The organism is Micromonospora sp. NBRC 101691, from assembly GCF_030269285.1.
Taxonomy (GTDB): Bacteria; Actinomycetota; Actinomycetes; order Mycobacteriales; family Micromonosporaceae; genus Micromonospora; species Micromonospora echinospora.
Genome location: NZ_BSTB01000029.1, coordinates 66,953 through 85,426 on the forward strand (window position 1 = coordinate 66,953; position 18,474 = coordinate 85,426).

General features: G+C 73.2%; 15 protein-coding genes and 1 pseudogene. 10 read left to right on the forward strand and 6 right to left on the reverse strand.

The window, feature by feature from the left end; translation table 11 throughout:
• Positions 1–159 precede the first annotated feature (159 nt).
• Positions 160–1,170, forward strand: coding sequence for a 3-oxoacyl-ACP synthase III family protein (locus QSK20_RS30230; protein WP_285792022.1), 1,011 nt, complete (start codon positions 160–162; stop codon positions 1,168–1,170).
• A 67-nt stretch (positions 1,171–1,237) separates the two neighbouring features.
• On the opposite strand, the gene QSK20_RS30235 is transcribed toward QSK20_RS30230, so the two are convergent.
• The 3 genes from QSK20_RS30235 to ligD (QSK20_RS30245) all read right to left on the reverse strand — a co-directional run bounded on the left by QSK20_RS30235 (position 1,238) and on the right by ligD (QSK20_RS30245) (position 5,144).
• The gene (locus QSK20_RS30235) at positions 1,238–3,220 is read right to left on the reverse strand and encodes a family 43 glycosylhydrolase (RefSeq protein ID WP_285792023.1); all 1,983 of its coding nucleotides are present in this window, start codon (positions 3,218–3,220) and stop codon (positions 1,238–1,240) included.
• A gap of 75 nt (positions 3,221–3,295) precedes the next feature.
• Positions 3,296–4,210: a non-homologous end-joining DNA ligase gene (gene ligD, locus QSK20_RS30240; RefSeq protein ID WP_285792024.1), complete on the reverse strand. Its 915-nt coding sequence runs from the start codon at positions 4,208–4,210 to the stop codon at positions 3,296–3,298.
• The gene (gene ligD / locus QSK20_RS30245; protein ID WP_285792025.1) at positions 4,200–5,144 is read right to left on the reverse strand and encodes a non-homologous end-joining DNA ligase; all 945 of its coding nucleotides are present in this window, start codon (positions 5,142–5,144) and stop codon (positions 4,200–4,202) included. Before ligD (QSK20_RS30245) ends, ligD (QSK20_RS30240) begins: the two co-directional genes overlap by 11 nt.
• An 87-nt stretch (positions 5,145–5,231) precedes the next feature.
• On the opposite strand from ligD (QSK20_RS30245), the gene ku reads away from it, so the two are divergent.
• Positions 5,232–6,260, forward strand: coding sequence for a non-homologous end joining protein Ku (gene ku / locus QSK20_RS30250; RefSeq protein ID WP_285792026.1), 1,029 nt, complete (start codon positions 5,232–5,234; stop codon positions 6,258–6,260).
• Positions 6,261–6,276: 16 nt separating this feature from the next.
• On the opposite strand, the gene QSK20_RS30255 is transcribed toward ku, so the two are convergent.
• On the reverse strand, positions 6,277–6,669 hold the full coding sequence (locus tag QSK20_RS30255; protein ID WP_285792027.1) for a PPOX class F420-dependent oxidoreductase: 393 nt from the start codon (positions 6,667–6,669) through the stop codon (positions 6,277–6,279).
• A 162-nt stretch (positions 6,670–6,831) separates the two neighbouring features.
• Here QSK20_RS30255 and QSK20_RS30260 point away from each other — a divergent pair, with 162 nt between their 5' ends.
• The 4 genes from QSK20_RS30260 (at position 6,832) to QSK20_RS30275 (ending at position 10,542) form a co-directional block, all read left to right on the forward strand.
• Complete coding sequence (locus QSK20_RS30260; RefSeq protein ID WP_285792028.1) at positions 6,832–7,485, forward strand: FKBP-type peptidyl-prolyl cis-trans isomerase; 654 nt, start codon at positions 6,832–6,834, stop codon at positions 7,483–7,485.
• A gap of 268 nt (positions 7,486–7,753) precedes the next feature.
• Positions 7,754–8,578, forward strand: coding sequence for an SCO6745 family protein (locus tag QSK20_RS30265; protein WP_285792039.1), 825 nt, complete (start codon positions 7,754–7,756; stop codon positions 8,576–8,578).
• Positions 8,579–8,743: 165 nt separating this feature from the next.
• Positions 8,744–9,391, forward strand: a complete 648-nt coding sequence (locus QSK20_RS30270; RefSeq protein ID WP_285792029.1) for an HAD family hydrolase — start codon at positions 8,744–8,746, stop codon at positions 9,389–9,391.
• Positions 9,392–9,528: 137 nt separating this feature from the next.
• Positions 9,529–10,542 (forward strand): NADPH:quinone reductase, encoded by a 1,014-nt coding sequence (locus QSK20_RS30275; protein ID WP_285792030.1) that lies wholly within the window; start codon positions 9,529–9,531, stop codon positions 10,540–10,542.
• A 204-nt stretch (positions 10,543–10,746) separates the two neighbouring features.
• On the opposite strand, the gene QSK20_RS30280 is transcribed toward QSK20_RS30275, so the two are convergent.
• Positions 10,747–12,393, reverse strand: a complete 1,647-nt coding sequence (locus QSK20_RS30280) for a fatty acid--CoA ligase (protein ID WP_285792031.1) — start codon at positions 12,391–12,393, stop codon at positions 10,747–10,749.
• Positions 12,394–12,447: 54 nt separating this feature from the next.
• Between QSK20_RS30280 and QSK20_RS30285 the strand changes: the two genes are divergently transcribed.
• Complete coding sequence (locus QSK20_RS30285) at positions 12,448–12,942, forward strand: NUDIX domain-containing protein (protein ID WP_285792032.1); 495 nt, start codon at positions 12,448–12,450, stop codon at positions 12,940–12,942.
• A 79-nt stretch (positions 12,943–13,021) separates the two neighbouring features.
• Positions 13,022–14,320, forward strand: a complete 1,299-nt coding sequence (locus tag QSK20_RS30290; protein WP_285792033.1) for an MFS transporter — start codon at positions 13,022–13,024, stop codon at positions 14,318–14,320.
• 307 nt (positions 14,321–14,627) lie between these two features.
• On the opposite strand, the gene QSK20_RS30295 is transcribed toward QSK20_RS30290, so the two are convergent.
• Positions 14,628–15,173: a type 1 glutamine amidotransferase domain-containing protein gene (locus tag QSK20_RS30295; RefSeq protein WP_285792034.1), complete on the reverse strand. Its 546-nt coding sequence runs from the start codon at positions 15,171–15,173 to the stop codon at positions 14,628–14,630.
• A gap of 136 nt (positions 15,174–15,309) precedes the next feature.
• On the opposite strand from QSK20_RS30295, the pseudogene rfaE2 reads away from it, so the two are divergent.
• Positions 15,310–17,124, forward strand: a pseudogene (gene rfaE2 / locus QSK20_RS30300) (D-glycero-beta-D-manno-heptose 1-phosphate adenylyltransferase); the annotation flags it as partial.
• A 305-nt stretch (positions 17,125–17,429) separates the two neighbouring features.
• Positions 17,430–18,320: a glycosyltransferase family 2 protein gene (locus tag QSK20_RS30305; RefSeq protein WP_285792035.1), complete on the forward strand. Its 891-nt coding sequence runs from the start codon at positions 17,430–17,432 to the stop codon at positions 18,318–18,320.
• The last annotated feature ends 154 nt before the right edge of the window (positions 18,321–18,474 follow it).

An 18,474-nucleotide genomic window follows, 5' to 3' on the forward strand; every position in this document is an offset into this window, starting at 1 on the left:
GACGGCGGACCGGGCGGGGGCTTGTGCGGGATCGATTTCCCGGCGACGATGATCACGAAGGACGTCCGCACCCACCGCACGACAGGGGCGATCCTCGATGAGCACAGCAGGCCCGCGGTTCCGGCTGGTCGGCCACCCCCACGGAGACCGGGAGGTCGCGTGAACCCGGTCAGCCTGGTGGATGTCGGCAGCTACCTGCCGGAACGACGGGTCACCGTGGACTTCTACGGTGGCGACGACGACGCGCTCCGGGAGAGCGTGATGTTCAAGTCGCCCCGGTACCGGCGACATGTGGCCCCGGGCGAGAGCGCCGTGGACATGATCGAGAAGGCCGCCCGGCCGGTCCTGGACCGTGCCGCCGCCCGGGGCGACGGACCGCTGGACGTCCTGCTCACCAACGTGCAACTACCCGACCTGCCGTGGACCGGCGCGGGATCGGCGGTGGCGCACCGGCTCGGGCAGGACCCGGGCTGGGTGCTGGACGTGCACAACGGCGGCTGTGCCTCCTTCGTCCACATGCTCCGGACGGCCCGGCAGATCCTGCGAACCGGTGAGGCGCGCACCGCGCTGATCTGCTGCGTGCAGAACACCGCCGGCCAGATGTTCGCCCAGTCCGAGGTACGCCGCCGCTCGCACGCCTCGGTGCCGGGGGACGGCTGCGGGGTCGGCTACCTGCGGGTGGGGGACGAGTCGCCGATCCTCGACGTCGAAGTGCGCAACCTCGGCGAGTTCGCCGGGGACATGGGCGTCCGGCTGGAGGACGGACGCCGCTACTGGGAGCCGGGGCACAGCCAGCTCGATGTCTCGTTCACCCCGGACAAGGTGCGGAAGATCATTGATCGGGGCAACGCTCTCGTACCGGAGGTGGTCGGCCGGCTCTGCGACCGCCTCGACGTTCCCACCTCGGCGATCGACCTGCTGGTCACCAACCAGCCGAACCGGCTCTTCCTCGCCAACTGGCGGGAGTCCCTCGGCGTCGACGTGGCCCGGCATCCGGACACCTTCGACGAGTACGGCAACCTCTTCGGCGCGGCCGTGCCGGTCACCCTGCACGAGACCCTCCGGCAGGGCCGGCCGAGCCCCGGGGACCTGGTGGTGCTGGCCGGTTTCGCGCACGCCGGCGACCTCGCCGCCGCCGCAGCCGTCCGCTGGCACCCCGAACCAGCCTGAACGTTCCACCACTGCCACACCCGACGCCGCGACGGCAAGCCCGCGCGGGGTGCGGTGCGCGGGGGCGTCAGGGGGCTACCTGGCCGCCCCAGGACGTCGGCACCGCACCGCCCGAGGACGGCCAGTGCCAGTCGACCAGGGAGCCGTCCCCGCCCCGGGCCAGCACGTGGGTCTCGTCGCGCCAGGCGAGCGCCACCGGGTCGGTGGTGGCACCGGAGGTCGTCCGGTCGGCGGTCACCGCGCCGCCGGGCCGCCACGACAGCCGCCACAGCGCGCCGTCGGTGCCTCGGGCGAAGACCTGCTGCGTCTGGCCCTGCCGGAGGGCGAAGGGCGAGCCGACGAGCGCGCCACCCCAGTTGTCGGTCCGTACGGCCCAGTCGCCGTGGTCGAAGAAGCGGTGTTCGAGGCTGCCGTCGGCGGTCCGGTAGAAGACGTGCTGCTGGTCGCCGAAGGCGAACCCGGTCGGGTCGGAGTGCACCCGGCCGACCGCGCCCCAGTCGTCCAGCCCCGGCAGGTTGTTCGCGATGCCGGGGAACCAGAACCAGTGGCGCAGCGTGTTGTCGCTGCCCCGGGCGAAGACGTGCTGCTCGTTGCCGACGGCGTACGCGACCGGCGTGCCGACCAGGTCGCCGCCGGTCCAGGTGTCCCGGCGGACGGTGCCGTCGGACTCGGCCCACCAGTGGGCCAACCGGCCGTCCGGGGCCCGGCCGAACACGTGCTTCTGCCCGTTGGAGGTGACCATTCCGGTCGGGTCGCCGGCCAGGCCCGGCCCCCAGTCCTCCTGGCGGACGCTCCCGCCCGGCGTCCACCACCAGTGCCGCAGGCGTCCGTCCGGGGTACGGGCGAAGACGTACTGCTCGGCTCCGACCGGGTAGCCGACCGGTCGGCCGGCGATCGGGCCGCCCCACACGTCGCGCCGCACCGTCCGGTCCACCGGGTCCCACCACCAGTGGGTCAGCATGCCGTCGGGGGCGCGGTCGAAGTGGTGCCGCTGCTCGGCGGAGACGTAGCTGCGGGTGGCACCCGCCTCCTGGCTGGCCCACGGGTCCCCGGAGGGCGGTGCCTGGGTGGCGGACAGCGCGAGCGGACGGCCGAAGTTCGGGGTGCCGTCGGCGTTCCAGTGCACCGGTTGGGCACGCGTGGTGCGTCCCTCGTAGGTGTACGCCGAGGTGGTCTTGCCGTGGTAGACGATCCAGTCCTGGGTGCCGTCCGGTGAGCGGAAGAAGCCGTTGTGCCCGGGGCCGAAGACACCGGCCGCGTCGTTGCGCCAGAGCACCGGGCCGGGGTGCTGCCGCCAGTTCGCGACCACCAGCGGGTCCGCGCCGTCGGCGATGGACCTCATCCAGAGCTGGTAGTCGGGCTTGCCGGTGTCGCAGGTGGAGTAGACGAGGAAGAGCCGTCCCGTGCCGCGCAGCCCGGTCGGGCCCTCGCGCACCTCGTGGCAGCCACCGTCGGCGGGCAGGGCGACCCGGCTGCCGGTGGTCGTCCACGGGCTGGTCATCCTGCGCAGGTAGATCTGTTGCGGCCCACCCATGCCCCGCCCCGGCCCCGACCAGGCGAAGTACATCGTGCCGTTGTGCACGAACGGCTCACCGTCGATCGCGTACTCCCCGTCGTCGGCGATCCGGGCCTTGAAGTGGTACGGGCCGCGCGGGTCGTCGCCCTCGGACTCGATGACGTAGTTGCGGTGGTTGGCGTCGACGCCGTCGCTGGCGGTGTAGTAGATGTACCAGCGGGGTCCCTCGGGCCGGACGAACCGGTGGATCGAGGGGGCCCACACCTGCTTGTTGCGGCTGGGGTCCGGGTCGCGCCACACCGTCCGTTCTCCGGCGCTGGCCAGACCCGCCAGGGTCGGCGAGGACCAGATGCCGATCCGGTCCCCGAGCGTGGTGGCCAGGTGGTATTGGCCGTTGAAGTAGGTCATGGTGGGGTCCGCGCCCGGGTTGAGCGGGTTGCGGAAGGGGGTCGAGGCGGCCGCGGGCTGGGCCGGCACGGCCAGCAGCGGCAGGAGGCACGCCGCCGCGAGCAGGCGGGACACGAGCCGCTTCATGACGATCCCCCACTCGACGCGCCGGCTGAGATCCCCTTCAGCGTCGCATCGATGTGCGTCGAATAGCAACCGGCGTCAGCGGGTGGGAAGCTCCGGACCGCCGTCGAGCAGCGGAGCGAGCAGGTCGCCGTACTCGTCGACCCGGGTCAGGACCTCGGCGGCGGTGTACGGACGCAGCCGACGCCGGCCGTCGGCGGCGACCGCCTCCACCTCGTCCCAGGTCAGCGGCGTGGAGACGGACGGGACCGGCTGGGCCCGCAGCGAGTACGGCGCCACCGTGGTCTTCGCCGCGTTGTTCTGACTCCAGTCGATGAAGACCTTCCCCGGACGCAGGTTCTTCGCCATCCTCGACACGACCAGCTTCGGGTGTGCGCCCTCCAGCTCGCGGGCGATCCGGTGGGCGTGGTCGGAGACCACGTCGGCGGACTGGGTGCCGGCCACCGGGCAGCAGAGCTGCATCCCCTTCTTGCCCGAGGTCTTCGGGTACGCCTCCACGCCGTCGTCGGCGAGCCGGTCGCGCAGCAGCACCGCCACCTGGCAGCACTCGCGCAGCCCGGCCGGCGGCCCCGGGTCGAGGTCGACGACCAGCATGTCCGGGTGCGCGCCGATCCGCCACTGCGGCGTGTGCAGCTCCAGCGCGGCGAGGTTGGCCAGCCAGACCAGGGTGGGCAGGTCGTCGGCGACCACGTAGTCGATGGTCTCCCGCCCCTTGGTCGAACCCGGCGCGGGCAGCGTCTCCACCCGGACCCAGTCGGGGGTGGCGGCCGGCTTGTTCTTCTCGAAGAACGACTTGTCGGCCACGCCGTTCGGGTAGCGGATCCGGGTCAGCGCGCGGTCCCGCAGGTGCGGCAGGAGCACCGGGGCGATCCGGGTGTAGTAGTCGATCACCTCGCCCTTGGTGAACCCGGCGTCCGGGTAGAGCACCTTGTCCAGGTTGGACAGCTCCAGCGAACGCCCCTCCACCTCCACGCGCAGCCGCTCACCCGGCATCGTCGACCTCCTCGGGGGGCTTGTCCGGACGCAGTCTCAGTACCCGGGGGAAGCGCAGTCGACCGTCCGGGGTGCGCTGGCCGTACTTGATCTCGACCACCACCCGGGGCTCCACCCAGATCGCGCCCCGGGCGTCCTCCCGGGGCACGCCGACGGCGAACGGCGAGGCGGCGGTGCGCAGCGGCTCCAACTCGGCCAGGAGCGCCCGCTCCAGGGCCGCCCCGATCCCGCCGCCGACCCGGCCCCGGTAGGCGAGCCGGCCGTCGGGACCGGGCACCCCGACCAGCAACCCGCCGATCTTCCGCGCGCCGGGCCGCCAGCCGCCCACCACGAAGTCCCCGGTCACCTCCAGCTTGACCTTCACCCAGTCGGGCGAGCGCACCCCCGGGCGGTACGGCGCGTCGAGCCGCTTGGCCATCACCCCCTCCAGCCCGTGTTCACCGGCCGCCTCGTAGGTGGCCGGGCCGTCGGGGAAGCTCGGCGGCACCGCCCACCGGGCCCCGCCGAGCCCCAGCGCCGCCAACTCCGCGCGCCGTCGTGCGTACGGGCGGCCGGTCAGGTCCACCCCGCGCAGCCGCAACAGGTCGAAGATCATGTACGTCACCGGGGCGACCGCCGCCAGCCGGGCCGCCCGGTTCCGGTCCCGTACGTGCATCCGCTCGGCCAGCGCGGTGAACGAGGGCTGACCGGCCGCGCCGAGGAGCACCACCTCCCCGTCGAGCAGGGCGTCGTCCACCTGCTCACCCAGACTCGCCAGTTCCGGGTACGCGGCGGTGATCTCCACGCCGGACCGGGCGTAGAGGCGCTGGCCGGTGGGAGAGATGTCGGCCAGGGCGCGTACGCCGTCCCACTTGAACTCGTACGCCCACTCCGACCCGGCCGGCAGCGGCCCGGTCGTCGCGAGCATCGGCCTCAGCGGCGGGCGGCCCGGCACGAGTGTGACTGTAGTTCGCCGGTGAACGGCGCGCGCCACCTTCGATCATTTGCGATCCTGGTCAGAAGCGGTGAGAGGAGCGCCAGCATGCGGGCGATCTGGAAGGGTGCCGTCTCGTTCGGTCTGGTCTCGATCGCGGTGAAGCTCTACTCCGCCACCCAGGAGAAGGACATCCGCTTCCACCAGGTGCACCGGGCCGACGGCGGTCGGATCCGGTACAAGCGCACCTGCTCGGTCTGCGGCGAGGAGGTCAACTACGACGACATCGCCAAGGGCTACGACATCGGCGGTGGCGAGATGGTGGTGCTGACCGACGAGGACTTCGCCGACCTGCCGCTGACCACCTCGCACGCGATCGACGTACTGGAGTTCGTCCCGGCCGAGCAGGTCGACCCGATCCTCTACAACAAGGCGTACTTCCTGGAGCCGGAGGGGGCGGCGACCAAGCCGTACGTGCTGCTGCGCGACGCCCTGGTCGACGCGGAGCGGGTGGCGATCGTCAAGGTGGCGCTGCGCCAGCGGGAACAGCTCGCCACGTTGCGCGTCCGGGAGGGCGTGCTCTTGCTCAACACCATGCTCTGGCCGGACGAGGTCCGCAAACCGGACTTCGGGTTCCTGGACGAGGACATCACCGTTCGCCCACCGGAGCTGGCGATGGCCAGTTCGCTGATCGACTCGATGGCCGGCGAGTTCCAGCCGGACGTTTTCACCGACGACTACCGGGCCGCGTTGCAGGAGGTCATCGACGCCAAGGTGGAGGGGCGGGAGGTGGTCGCGCCGGAGGAGGTCGAGGAGGCACCGGCTGCGGCGGTGGACCTGATGGCCGCGCTCCGGGCGTCCGTGGAGCGGGCCCGGGCAGCCCGGGGCGAACAGCCGGAGGCCGGCGAGCCCACACCGATCTCGGCGGCCCGGTCGGCACAGAAGGCTCCGGCGAAGAAGGCCGCCGCGAAGAAGGCCCCGGCCGGGAAGGCGGCCGGGAAGACCACGGAGAAGAAGGCCGCCCCGAAGAAGACGGCGGAGAGGAAGACCTCGGCGAAGAAGGCCGAGCCGGGGGCGGAGAAGAAGACCGGGGCCAGGAAGGCCGCGCCGAAGAAGGCGCCGCGCAAGACGGCCTGACCCCGGCCGTCGTACGTCAGCCCTGGCTGAGCCGCTGGGTCGGGGTGACCTTGACGATCACCCGCTCCTCACCCGGCTTGCGGAACGGGTACGTGTCCTTGTCGAGGTACTTCTTCGCCATCCGGTCGATGTGCTCGTCGGCGCCCTCGGTGGTCAGCTCGACGGTGCCCTTGATCCACAGCGTCCGGTAGTCGTTCGTCCGGTCGGAGACGGAGATCGCCACCACCGGGTTGCGTTCCATGTTCCGGTGCTTCACCCGCCCCTTGGCGGTGTTGAAGATGACGTGCTCGCCGTCGGTGTCCACCCAGACCGGGGTGACGTGCGGGGTGCCGTCGGCTTCGATCGTGGCCACGTGGGCCAGCTGCGACTCGTTCAGGAGGGCAATGTCGTCTGCGGTGAGGAACGCCATGGGCCGAATCTACCGCCGCCCGGGCCCACCCACCGACCGGTTGCCCGGGGCCGGAGCCGCTGGGACCCCTGCCTGCGGAGCATCGATCCGGGTACCGTTTGCGTCGACTTCGGCCCGCACCGGCGCCGACCCACCATTCCACAGCGACAGGGAGTGCTCGACGTGAGTGAGCGCACGGAGAACCGGTCCTCGGGCCAGAGCCCGGCGAGCAAGTCGGAACGGCGGCTCGCCGCCAAGCTGGCCGCCCAGAAGGCCGCCGAGGCGAAGCGCCGCCGGCAGTCGATGCTCGGCGCGCTCGCCGGCCTCGCCGTGGTCGGCGTAATCGTCGGGGCGTTCGTGGTCTTCGGGAGCGACGACGAGCCCGCCGACCAGGCCGCGACCTCCCCCTCGGCCAGCGCGTCGGCGGACGCGCCCGGGGCTCCCGCTCCGCAGCTGCCCCCGAACACCGATCCGGCGCTGGGCACCAAGCCGGTCGTGGCCAAGGGCTCCGGCGAGCTGACCAAGCTCACCGTCACCCCGCTGGTCAAGGGCACCGGCCCGGCCACCAAGGCCGGTCAGCAGCTCACCGTCAACTACGTCGGGGCGTTCTACGCCTCGGGCGAGGAGTTCGACGCCTCCTGGAAGACCGGCCAGCCGTTCACCTTCCAGGTCGGCGGGGGCATGGTCATCCCGGGCTGGGACCAGGGCCTGGTCGGGGTGAACGTGGGCAGCCGGGTCCAGCTGGACATCCCGGCCGAGCTGGCGTACGGCGACGGTGCCGGTGGTCGCCCGGCCGGCCCGCTGCGCTTCGTGGTGGACGTCCTCGCCGCCCAGTGACCCGCTTCGGGTGGTAGGAGGGGTCCCCTGCACCGCAAAAAGCGGTAACCGGGGCCCCCTCCTACCACCTGCCTCCGCTCCCGGTGCCGCTCGACGGGCGGCACCGGGAGCGGCGGAACGGCCGGTGCGGTGTGGACCACAGGAGTCTTCCGGCAGCTTGCCCGGTGGCAGTAGGTTCAGGATCCACCACGCAGCGCGGCGTGGTGACCACCCGCCGGACGCGGAGGTGCACGTGTCACTGGACGATCCGGGGCGGACCGCCCGGTTGATGTGGACCCACTACGAGCCGCTGCACGTGGTGACCTACTTCCACCCCCGGTCCCGGGCCGCCTTCGAGGCGGTCGGGCTGCGCGGGTACTGGCGTGGCTACTTCGCCGGGCGTGCCGCGCCGCTGGGCGCGACCGACGCCGCCCCGGTGGTCGCGGTCTTCTTCACCTTCGCCCCGCACATGGTCGGCCGGGCGTTGCCGGCCGTCTGGCAGCTCGCCACCCCGGCGGAAGCGCTGCGGGCCCGGCTCACCGGAGCGGTGCAGGCGCTCGCCGAACTGACGTACGAACTGCCCGAGAAGCACCTGGCCGAGGCGGCGGAGCTGCTGGAGGCCGCCGCCCTGACGGTGGAGCCGGGCGGCCGGGTGCTGGGCGCGGCGAACGCCGCCCTGCCCCGCGCGGAGTACCCTCTCGCCCGGCTCTGGCAGGCGTCCACGACGCTGCGTGAGCACCGGGGCGACGGGCACGTCGCGGCACTCGTCGCCGCCGGCCTGGACCCGGTGGAGACGTTGGCCTGGCGCATCGCCGACGGCATGCAGCCGGTCATGCTGACCGGCCGGGGCTGGTCCGAGGAGCAGTGGCGGGCGGCCCACGACCGGCTGGTCGGGCGCGGCTGGCTGACCCCGGAGGGGAAGCCCTCCGAGGAGGGCCGGGCCGGCTTCCAGGCGGTCGAGGAGGCCACCGACCGGGCCGCCGCCCACCCGTGGCAGGCGCTCGGCACCGAGCGGATCGACCGGCTCCGGGAGTTGCTCGAACCGCTGGCCCGCCGTTGCCACACGATGATCCCCCCGGGCAACCCGATCGGCCTGCCGGCCATGCCGGACTGATCTGCCGGGCAGGAACGGCCGGAAGGGCTGACCTGCCGGATCAGCCTGCCGGCCGGGCTGGCCCCGCCGGCCGGGCTGTCGGGCTGGCCCCGCCGGCCAGGCTGCCGGGCTGATCCCGCCGGGCCTGTGCCGGCGTAACGGCCCCGGACGCGGCAGGATGGAGCCGTGACGGATGCGGTGATCTTCGACCTGGACGGCGTGATCGTGGACTCCGAGCCGGTGTGGGAGGAGGTCCGCCGCGCGTACGTGGCGGCGCACGGCGGCACCTGGCAGCCGGACACCCAACGCCGGCTAATGGGGATGAGCACCGGGGAGTGGTCCCGCCACCTCAGCGACGACCTCGGCGTCGACCGGACCGCCGAGCAGGTGGCCGCCGAGGTGGTCGAGGAGATGGCCCGGCGGTACGCCGAGCGCGTCCCGCTGATCGACGGGGCCGACGACGTGGCGCGCCGGCTGGCCGGCCGCTGGCCGCTGGGGCTGGCCAGTTCCTCGCCGACCCGGCTGATCGCGGCGGCGCTCGCCGCGACCGGTCTGACCGGCACCTTCGGCGCGACCCTCTCCACCGAGGAGACCGCGCACGGCAAGCCCGCTCCGGACGTCTACCTGGCGGTGGCCGCGCGCCTCGGCGTGGCACCGGCGCGCTGCGTGGCGGTGGAGGACTCCTCCAACGGGGTGCGGTCCGCCGCGGCGGCGGGAATGCGGGTGGTGGCGGTGCCGCACGGGGCGTACCCGCTGGATCCGGACGCCGAACGGCTGGCCGCCGTGGTGCTCCCGTCGATCGGCGCACTCACCCCCGAGGTCGTCGCCGGCTGATCCGCCCCCGACCCGGCCGTACCCGACGGGTCCTTTCCCGGGGCATGACGTGCCCGGCGGTCCCCCCTCCCGCGCCCCTACCCGGCATGATCGGGGCACTGCCGGGTACGGCAGCGCGACCGGGAGGAGAGGACGGGATGAAGGCGATCGTGTACGAGCGCAACGGTGACCCCTCGGTGCTCCAGGTGGTCGACCGGCCGGTGCCGGAACCCGGTCCCGGGGAGGTGCTGGTGCGGCTCGCGGTCGCCGGGGTGAACCCGACCGACTGGAAGGGCCGCCGCAACTGGCCGGTGCCCGACGGCGGGCAGACCCCGGGGCAGGACGGCGCGGGGGTGATCGAGGCGGTCGGCACCGGACTGGACCGGCGGCTGATCGGTGAGCGGGTCTGGGTGTGGGAGGCGTCCTGGCAGCGCCGGTGGGGCACCGCCGCCGAGTACACGGTGGTGCCGGCCCGGCAGGCGGTGCCGCTCGGTGACGCCTCCTTCGACCTGGGCGCCTGCCTCGGTATCCCGTTCCTCACCGCGCACCGCTGCCTGACCGCCGGGGAGACCATGCCGCGCCGCCTGCACGCCGGTTCGCTCACCGGCCGGGTGGTGCTGGTGCAGGGCGGGGCCGGGGCGGTGGGGAACGCGGCCATCCAGCTCGCCCGCTGGGCGGACGCCACGGTGGTCGCCACGGTCAGCAGCCCGGAGAAGGCGCTCCTCGCGGCGGCGGCCGGCGCCGACCACGTGGTCAACTACCGGGAGCAGGACGTGGCCGAGGAGGTCCGCCGGATCTCGCCCGACGGGGTGGACGCGGTGGTGGAGGTCTCCGCCGCCCGGAACGCCGCCACCGACGTACGGATCCTGCGGACCGGCGCGGTGGTCAGCGTCTACGCCGACGACGGCGGTGACGAGGTGACGCTGCCGATCCGGGCGCTGATGCTGCCGAACGCGCGCTGGCAGTTCGTCCTCGTCTACACCACCCCGTGGCCGGCGAAGGAGCAGGCGATCGCGGACGTGACGGCGGCGATCGCCCAGGGGCACGTCCGGGTGGGTGAGGGCGCCGGGTTGCCGCTGCACCACTACCCGCTCGACGCCACGGCGGCGGCGCACCGCGTGGTGGAGGACTCGGTGGTCGGGAAGGTGCTGATCAGCACCAGCGCGGCCTGACCGCTGTTCGTCGGAGCTTCCGCCGACCGGGGGACAGAGTCGGCGACCACCGGGTGAATGTGAAAGATATTCGCAACAATGCTGGTGCGGCACGAACCGCACAAGCGGGCGGCCCCGGCGCGGTGCGAACGCCGGGGCCGCTCCTGGGGAGGGGGAGTAGGAGTATCGCCCCTACCTCCTCAGGCGTCGCCGCCTTCGAAACCGTTACACCGCCAACACGTGCACCGGGAGCGCGCCGTCGGCGTACCGGGCCCGGACCACCTTCTTGTCGAACTTGCCGACACTGGTCTTCGGCACCCCGTCGATGAACGCCCACCGTTCCGGCAACTGCCACCGCGCCACCGAGCCGGCGAGGAACTCACGCAACTCCTCCGCCGTCGCCGAGGCCCCCTCCCGGAGCACCACCGTGGCGAGCGGGCGTTCGTGCCAGCGCTCGTCCGGGACCCCGACCACGCACGCCTCCAGCACCGCCGGATGGGCCATCAGGGCGTTCTCCAGCTCCACCGACGAGATCCACTCGCCACCGGACTTGATCACGTCCTTGGAGCGGTCGGTCAGCGTGATGAAGCCGTCCGGGGAGAGCGTACCGACGTCACCGGTGCGCAACCATCCGTCGTGGAACTTCTCCGCGTCCGGGGTCTCGTCCCCGAGGTAGTGGGCGGTCACCCAGGGCCCTCGGACCTCCAGCTCGCCGACCGAGGCGCCGTCGGCGGGGAACACGTCGCCGTCCGGCCCGACGATCCGGGCCGCCACCCCGGCGGGCACCCGCCCCTGCGTGTAGCGGTAGCGCCAGGCCTCCTCGCCGGTCGCCCCGGCCGGCGGACGGGCCACCGAGCCGAGCGGTGACGTCTCGGTCATCCCCCAGGCGTGGATCACCTCGACGCCGTGCCGCTCGCCGAACGCGTGCATCAGGGCCGGTGGGCAGGCCGACCCGCCGACCACCACCTCGCGCAGCGCCGAGACGTCGGCGTCGTGGGTGTCCAGGTGGGCCAGCAGGTCCGTCCAGATGGTCGGCACCGCGGCGGCCATCGTCGGCCGTTCCGCGGCGATCATCTCGGCGATCGGTGCCGCCTGGAGGAACCGGTCCGGCATGACCAGCGACGCGCCGGACATGAACGCCGCGTACGGCAGCCCCCAGCCCATCGCGTGGAACATCGGCACGATGACCAGCTCCCGGCTGGTCGGGGCGAGCCCGAACCCCTCCGGCATGCAGACCTGGAGCGAGTGCAGGTAGACCGAACGGTGCGAGTAGGCCACCCCCTTCGGGTGGCCGGTGGTCCCGGAGGTGTAGCAGAGCGCCGCCGCGTCGCGCTCGTCGACCTCCGGCCAGTCGTAGACCGTCGGGCGGTCGGCCAGCAGCGCATCCCAGTGATGTACGACGATCCGGTCGCCGGCCGCCGCCAGCAGGGGCGCCGGGTCGCCGCCGCCGACCACCACCACGTGCCGCACGGTGGTCATCTGACCGATCACCCGGGCCAGCAGCGGGATCAGCGTGGCGTCGACCAGCACCACCCGGTCCTCGGCGTGGTCGGCGATGTAGGTGAGCTGCTCCGGGAAGAGCCGGATGTTCAGGGTGTGCAGCACCGCGCCCATGCTGGGCACCGCGAAGTACGCCACCAGGTGCTCGTTGTTGTTCCACATGAAGGTGGCGACCCGCTCGTCCCCGGTCACCCCGCACTCGTCCCGCAGGGCGTGGGCGAGCCGGGCTGCCGTCCGGGCCACCTCGGCGTACGACATCCGGCGAGGTTCCGCACCGGTCCAGGTGACCACCTCGGCCGTGCCGTGCACGGTGGCGCCGTGGTCGAGGATCCGGGCGATCTGGAGGGGGGCGTCCATCATCGTGCTACGCATAGGTAACAAAGTAGTGTGGCGTACGACACGCCGACCACCCCGTAGATTGGTCCGGTGAGTGTCTCCTGGGCCGAGTCGTACGTCGGGCAACTGCGCGCACTGGCCGGCGACCGCACCCTCATGTTCGTGGGCGCGCGGGCCGTGCTGCGCGACCAGCGCGGACGGGTGCTGCTGATCCAACGCTCGGACAACGGTCACTGGTCGATGCCGGCCGGCGCGATGGAACTGGGCGAGTCGATCGCCGACTGCGCCGTACGCGAGGTCCGCGAGGAGACCGGGCTCCGGGCGCTGCGGGTCAGCGCGTTCGCCCTCTACACCGGCCCGGACCGCACCCACACCAACATGTACGGCCACACCTACCAGGTCTTCACCGCCGCGTTCCGGGTCGACGAGTGGGACGGCGACCTGCTACGGATCACCGACGAGACCACCGACGCCGGGTTCTTCCACCCGGGGGACGGGTTCCCCGCCCCGCTCTCCCCCTCGGTCGCCGAGACCCTCGCGGACCTCGCTGTCTTCGAGCAGACCGACCGGCTCATCCTCAAGTAGCCGGACGCCAGGTCAGGTTGCCCTCACCTCGGGGGCAAAACGCTGGACAGGACGCACCGGAACGGCGAACATCCCGCACGTGCTGATCCGCCTGCTCCGCCGTACGGCGCTGGACGTGACGCCGCTGCGGACCTCGCGGGACTACCGGCTGGTCTTCACCGCGGCGGGCATATCCAGCTTCGGATCCTTCATCACCTACGTCACGCTGCCCTACCAGGTGTACCAGATCACCGGGGATCCCCTCCTGGTCGGCCTGATCGGCGTCTGTGAACTCGTACCCCTGCTGGTGATGGCCTTCGTCGGCGGTGCGCTCGCCGACTACCTGGACCGCCGCCTGCTGGTGCTCGGCGGCGAGATCGGGTTCACCCTGCTCTGCGGGGTACTGCTGGTGAACTCGCTCGACGACGAGCCGCACCTCTGGTTGCTCTACCTGGTGGCCGCGTTGACCGCGTCGCTCGACGGGCTGCAACGACCGGCCATGGAGGGGCTCACCCCGCGCATCGTCGCCCCGGACCAGATCCCGGCGGCCAGCGCGCTGAACTCGCTGCGGATGCAGCTCGCCCAGCTCGGCGGACCCGGCCTGGCCGGCATCCTGATCGCCACCGTCGACCTGGCCTGGGTGTACGCGTTCGACCTGCTCACCTTCGCGGTCTCGCTGGTCTGCCTGGCCATGGTCCGGGCGGTCCCGCCGCCGCCGGCCGCCGACCGACCGTCGCTGCGCTCGGTGGTCACCGGCCTGCGGTACGCCCGCAGCCGTCCCGAACTGCTCGGCACCTACCTGGTCGACATCAACGCGATGTTCTTCGGGATGCCACAGGCGCTCTACCCGTTCATGGCCGAGAAACTGGGCGGGCCGTCGGTGCTCGGGCTGCTCTACGCCGCTCCGGCGGTCGGCTCGATGATCGCCACGGTCGGCTCCGGCTGGACCGCCCGGGTGCACCGGCACGGGCTGATGGTGGTCCTCGCCGCCGGAGCCTGGGGGCTGGCCATCATCGGCGTCGGGCTGGTCAACTCGCTCTGGCTGGCCCTGTTCTTCCTGGCCCTGGCCGGCGCGGCGGACATGGTCTCCGGCCTGTTCCGCATGATCATCTGGAACCAGACCATCCCCGACCACCTACGCGGCCGGCTCGCCGGTATCGAGATGCTCTCCTACTCGACCGGGCCGCTCCTCGGCCAACTCCGCTCCGGCCTGGCCGCCCGGTGGGTCGGGGTGAACGGCTCGATCGTCTCCGGCGGCATCCTCTGCGTCGTCGGCACCGTCGCGCTCGCCGCCGCGCTGCCCGCCTTCCTCCGCTACGACGGCCGCGACGGCCTGGCCCGCAAACAGGCCGAGGACGCGGCCTGGGCGGCCACCGCCGCCGACCGCGCCCCGGCCTGACCAGCCGCGCCCGGACCGCCCCGCCGGATCCGGCCTGAGCACACGCTCCGCCGGATCCGGCCTGGCCACACGCTCCGCCGGGTCCGGCCTGGCCACACGGCCCGGCGGATCCGGTCGGAGCACACGGCCCCGACCGGACCCGCCGGGCCCGGTCGGGCTGCACGGCCCGGACCGCCCCGCCGGGTCCGGTCGGAGCGGGCCTCACCCGGGCCGTGCCACATGTCCCTCGTCGACGCCCCGCGCCCGCGTCGGGCGCGACGCCGGCCGGTTCCCGGCGGTTTCGATGGTCACGACGCCGCCAGGATCCTCAGCGGCGGGCGAACTCCTCGACGATCGCGGCACAGAAGGCCGGCAGGTCGTCCGGCTTCCGGCTGCTGACGATGCCGCCGTCGACCACGCACTCCTCGTCGACCCACTCCGCGCCGGCGTTGACCAGGTCGGTGCGGAGCGTCGGCCAGGAGGTGATCCGCCGGCCCCGGACCAGGTCCGCCTCGATCAGCGTCCACGGGCCGTGGCAGATCACCCCGATCGGCTTGCCCTGCTCGTGGAAGCTCCGCACGAACCGCACCACCTCCGGGTCGGCCCGCAGGAAGTCCGGGTTCGCCACGCCACCCGGCAGCACCAGCGCGTCGTACGCCCCGGCGTCCGCCTCCGCCACCGCCACGTCCACGTCGTAGCTGGTCGACGGGTCGAGGTGATTGAACGACCGGATCGACCCGCCCTTCAGGGAGACCAGTTCGGTCCGGGCGCCGGCCTTCTCCACCGCCTCGCGGGGCTGGACGTACTCGACCTCCTCCACGCCGTCGGCGGCGAGGAACGCGATCCGCCTGCCCTCCAGTACTCGGCCTGCCATCAGTCGGCCCTCCTCCGTCGTCCCGTTCTCCGTGTCACTGATGGTGTTCCCGAGGAGGGAGGGGCAAAACGCGTCGCCCGGGTCACGCCGCCCGGTGGCGGGTTTGACCCGCCGAGGCAGGGGGATCCGGCACGGCATGGCAGGAGCAGCAGCGGAACAGCGCAGGCTCGCCACCGTCGTGGAGAGCTGGCGGGGACGCCCCGTCCTGGTCATCGGCGACGCGATGCTCGACGAGTGGCGGTTCGCCGACTCCGACCGGCTCTGCCGGGAGGCACCAGCCCCGGTGCTCACCCTGCGGCGACGGATCTCGGCGGCCGGCGGGGCGGCGAACACCGCCGTGAACCTGGCCGCCCTGGGCGGCCTCGCCGCACTGGTCGCGCCGGTCGGCGCGGACGTCGCCGGAGACGAGTTGCACGACTGCCTGGACCGCGCGGGCGTCTGGGACCGGACGGTCAACCAGCCCGGCCGGCCGACCCCGGTGAAACGCCGGATGTTGGCCGGGAACCAGATCCTGTTGCGGGAGGACTCCGGCGACCCGGACGACACGCTCACCGACGACGGGGTGGCCCGGCTGCTCACCGCCGTGGGATGCGCGGTCGAGGAACTGCGGGCCGCGTCGGCCGGCGCCGCGCCGACCCTGGTGGTCTGCGACTACGGGCTCGGTGCGCTGTCCGCACCGATCCGGGCCTGGCTGGTCGCCAACCGGCACCGTTTCGCCACCGTCGCCCTGGACGCGCACGACCTCGCCGACTGGCGCGGGCTCGCACCGACCGTGGTGACACCGAGCTTCGCCGAGGCGACCCGGCTGCTCGCCCGGGCCACCGCCGCCGGGGCCACCGTCCGGGCGACCGGCGTCGACGTCCTGCACCTCGACCACCCCGACCCGCCGGACGGGCCCTCCGAACTCGTCGTCGGCACCGCCCCCGGCGAGGGACGGGCCACCCGGACAGCCGTCGTGCCCCACGACGGCACCGCCCCGGGCCGGCCGCCGCACCGCGAGGAACCGGTCCCCGGCCCGGCCGACATGCCACCCACCGGACCCACCGGCGAGCCGACCCCCGGCGAGGACCGGCTGGCCCTGACCGGGGACGGGTTCAGCGTCACCGGCACCGGAGTGACCGTCACCGCCGACGGCACCGGCACGGACCGGGCGAGCCTCGCCGAGTCCCGCCTGGCCGAACTGCGCGCGCACACCGGGGCGGACGTCGTGGCGGTCACCCTGGACACCGAGGGAGCGGTGGTCGGCAGCGCCGAGGGCTCGACCAGGCGCAGCCATGCCACCCCGGTGCCGGCCAGCCACGCGGTGGGGGCCGGGGACGCGTACCTGGCCGCCATGACGCTGGCCCTCGCCGCCGAGGCTCCGCTGTCCACCGCCGCCCACCTGGCTCAGCTCGCCGCCACCATCACCGTCTCGGACACCGGCACCTGCGTCTGCCGTCGACAGGACCTGTTCGCCGCGCTGGGCGTCACGGTCGACGGCGGTGACCGGCCGGTGCTGGTCGGCCCGGAGGACCTGGCCGCGATCGTGGCCGCACACCGGGCCGCCGAGCGGTCGGTGGTCTTCACCAACGGCTGCTTCGACGTGCTCCACCGGGGACACGTGCGCTATCTGGAACAGGCGGCCGAGCTGGGCGACCTGCTCGTCGTGGCGGTGAACTCGGACGACAGCGTCCGCCGGCTCAAGGGCCCGGACCGGCCGGTGAACCCGGTCGAGGACCGGGTCGCCCTGCTCGCCGCACTGGCCTGCGTCGACCACGTGGTGGTCTTCGGGGAGGACTCCCCGGCGACGTTGATCGAGGCGATCCGCCCCGACGTGTACGTCAAGGGCGGCGACTACCCGCCCGAGATGGTGCCCGAGGCTCCCCTGGTCCGCCGGCTCGGCGGGCAGGTCCGCACCCTCGGCTACGTCCCGGACCGCTCCACCTCGGCGATCATCGAACGGATCCGCGCGCAGCAGATCGCCGAGGTGCCGACCCTCGACGCCACCAGCCACGCCACGGCCACCGCCAGCAGCACTGGCACCGGCACCGGCACCGGCACCGGCACCGGTCAGTCGAACGCGGCCGGCACCGACCGCCCGAGGAACACGCACCCGCACACCGACAGCCACCCGAACGGCAACGGCCACCACAACGGCAACGGCCACGGCAAGGGGAACCGGGGCCCCTTCCTCACCGGCCGGACGCCGTGAACCGGCCGGACGCCGTAGCCCCGCCCGGGACCGCCGACCGGCCGCACACCGTGTGCCCGCCCGGCGTGGTCGACCGGCCGCTCGATCCGGGCTCGCCGGACGACTTCCGCCGCGAGCGCACCCTGGACGTGCTGATCCCCACCCGGAACCGGGCGGCCGAACTCGCGGTCACCCTCGCCGGGCTCGCCGCGCAGGAGGGCGTACCCGGATTCGGGGTGGTGGTCAGCGACCAGTCCGACGGCGCGCCCGCCTTCCGCCACCCGGCGGTCGCCACGATGGCTCGGGCGTTACGCCACCGGGGGCACCCGGTGCTGCTCACCCGCCGGCTGCCCCGGCGTGGCCTGGCCGAACACCGGGCGTACCTGCTGGACCGGTCGGCGGCCCGGTACGTGCTCTGCCTCGACGACGACGTCTGGCTCGAACCGGGAGCCCTGCACCGGCTGGTCACCGCCATCACCGAGTTGGGCTGCGGGTTCGTCGGCAACGCCGTGCACGGTCTCTCCTACCTCGACGACGTCCGGCCCCAGAGCCACCGGCACTACGAGGAGTGGACCGGCCCACCCGTCCCGGAGACGGTACGCCCCGGCACCCGCGAGTGGCAGCGCGCGACCATCCACTCCGCGGCGAACCTGCTGCACGTGACCGGAAGCCTGGACCTGCCGGAGGGTGCCTGGCGGGCGTACAAGGTGTCCTGGATCGGGGGCTGCGTGCTCTACGACCGGGCCCGGCTGGTCGACGCGGGCGGCTTCGACTTCTGGCGTCGGCTGCCCGAGGGGCATCAGGGCGAGGACGTGGCGGCGCAGCTGGCCGTGCTGGCCCGGTACGGCGGTGCCGGCATCCTACCCAGCGGGGCGTACCACCTGGAGTCGCCGACCACGGTCACCGAGCGGGGCGTGGAGGCGTGGGAGGTCGTCCTCACCGACGCTGCCCCCGGCACGGCGCAGCCCACCCGCTGAGGTGTTTGCAGGGGACCCTTCCTCGGCAAGGCGGATTCGAGGGGTCGTTGCAACACAGGTGATCAACTGGTTTCGGTGAGGAGTTTAGCGAGGCGCTCGGCTGGGGTGTCCCAGCCGAGTGTTTTGCGTGGTCGGCCGTTGAGTTCGGCGGCTA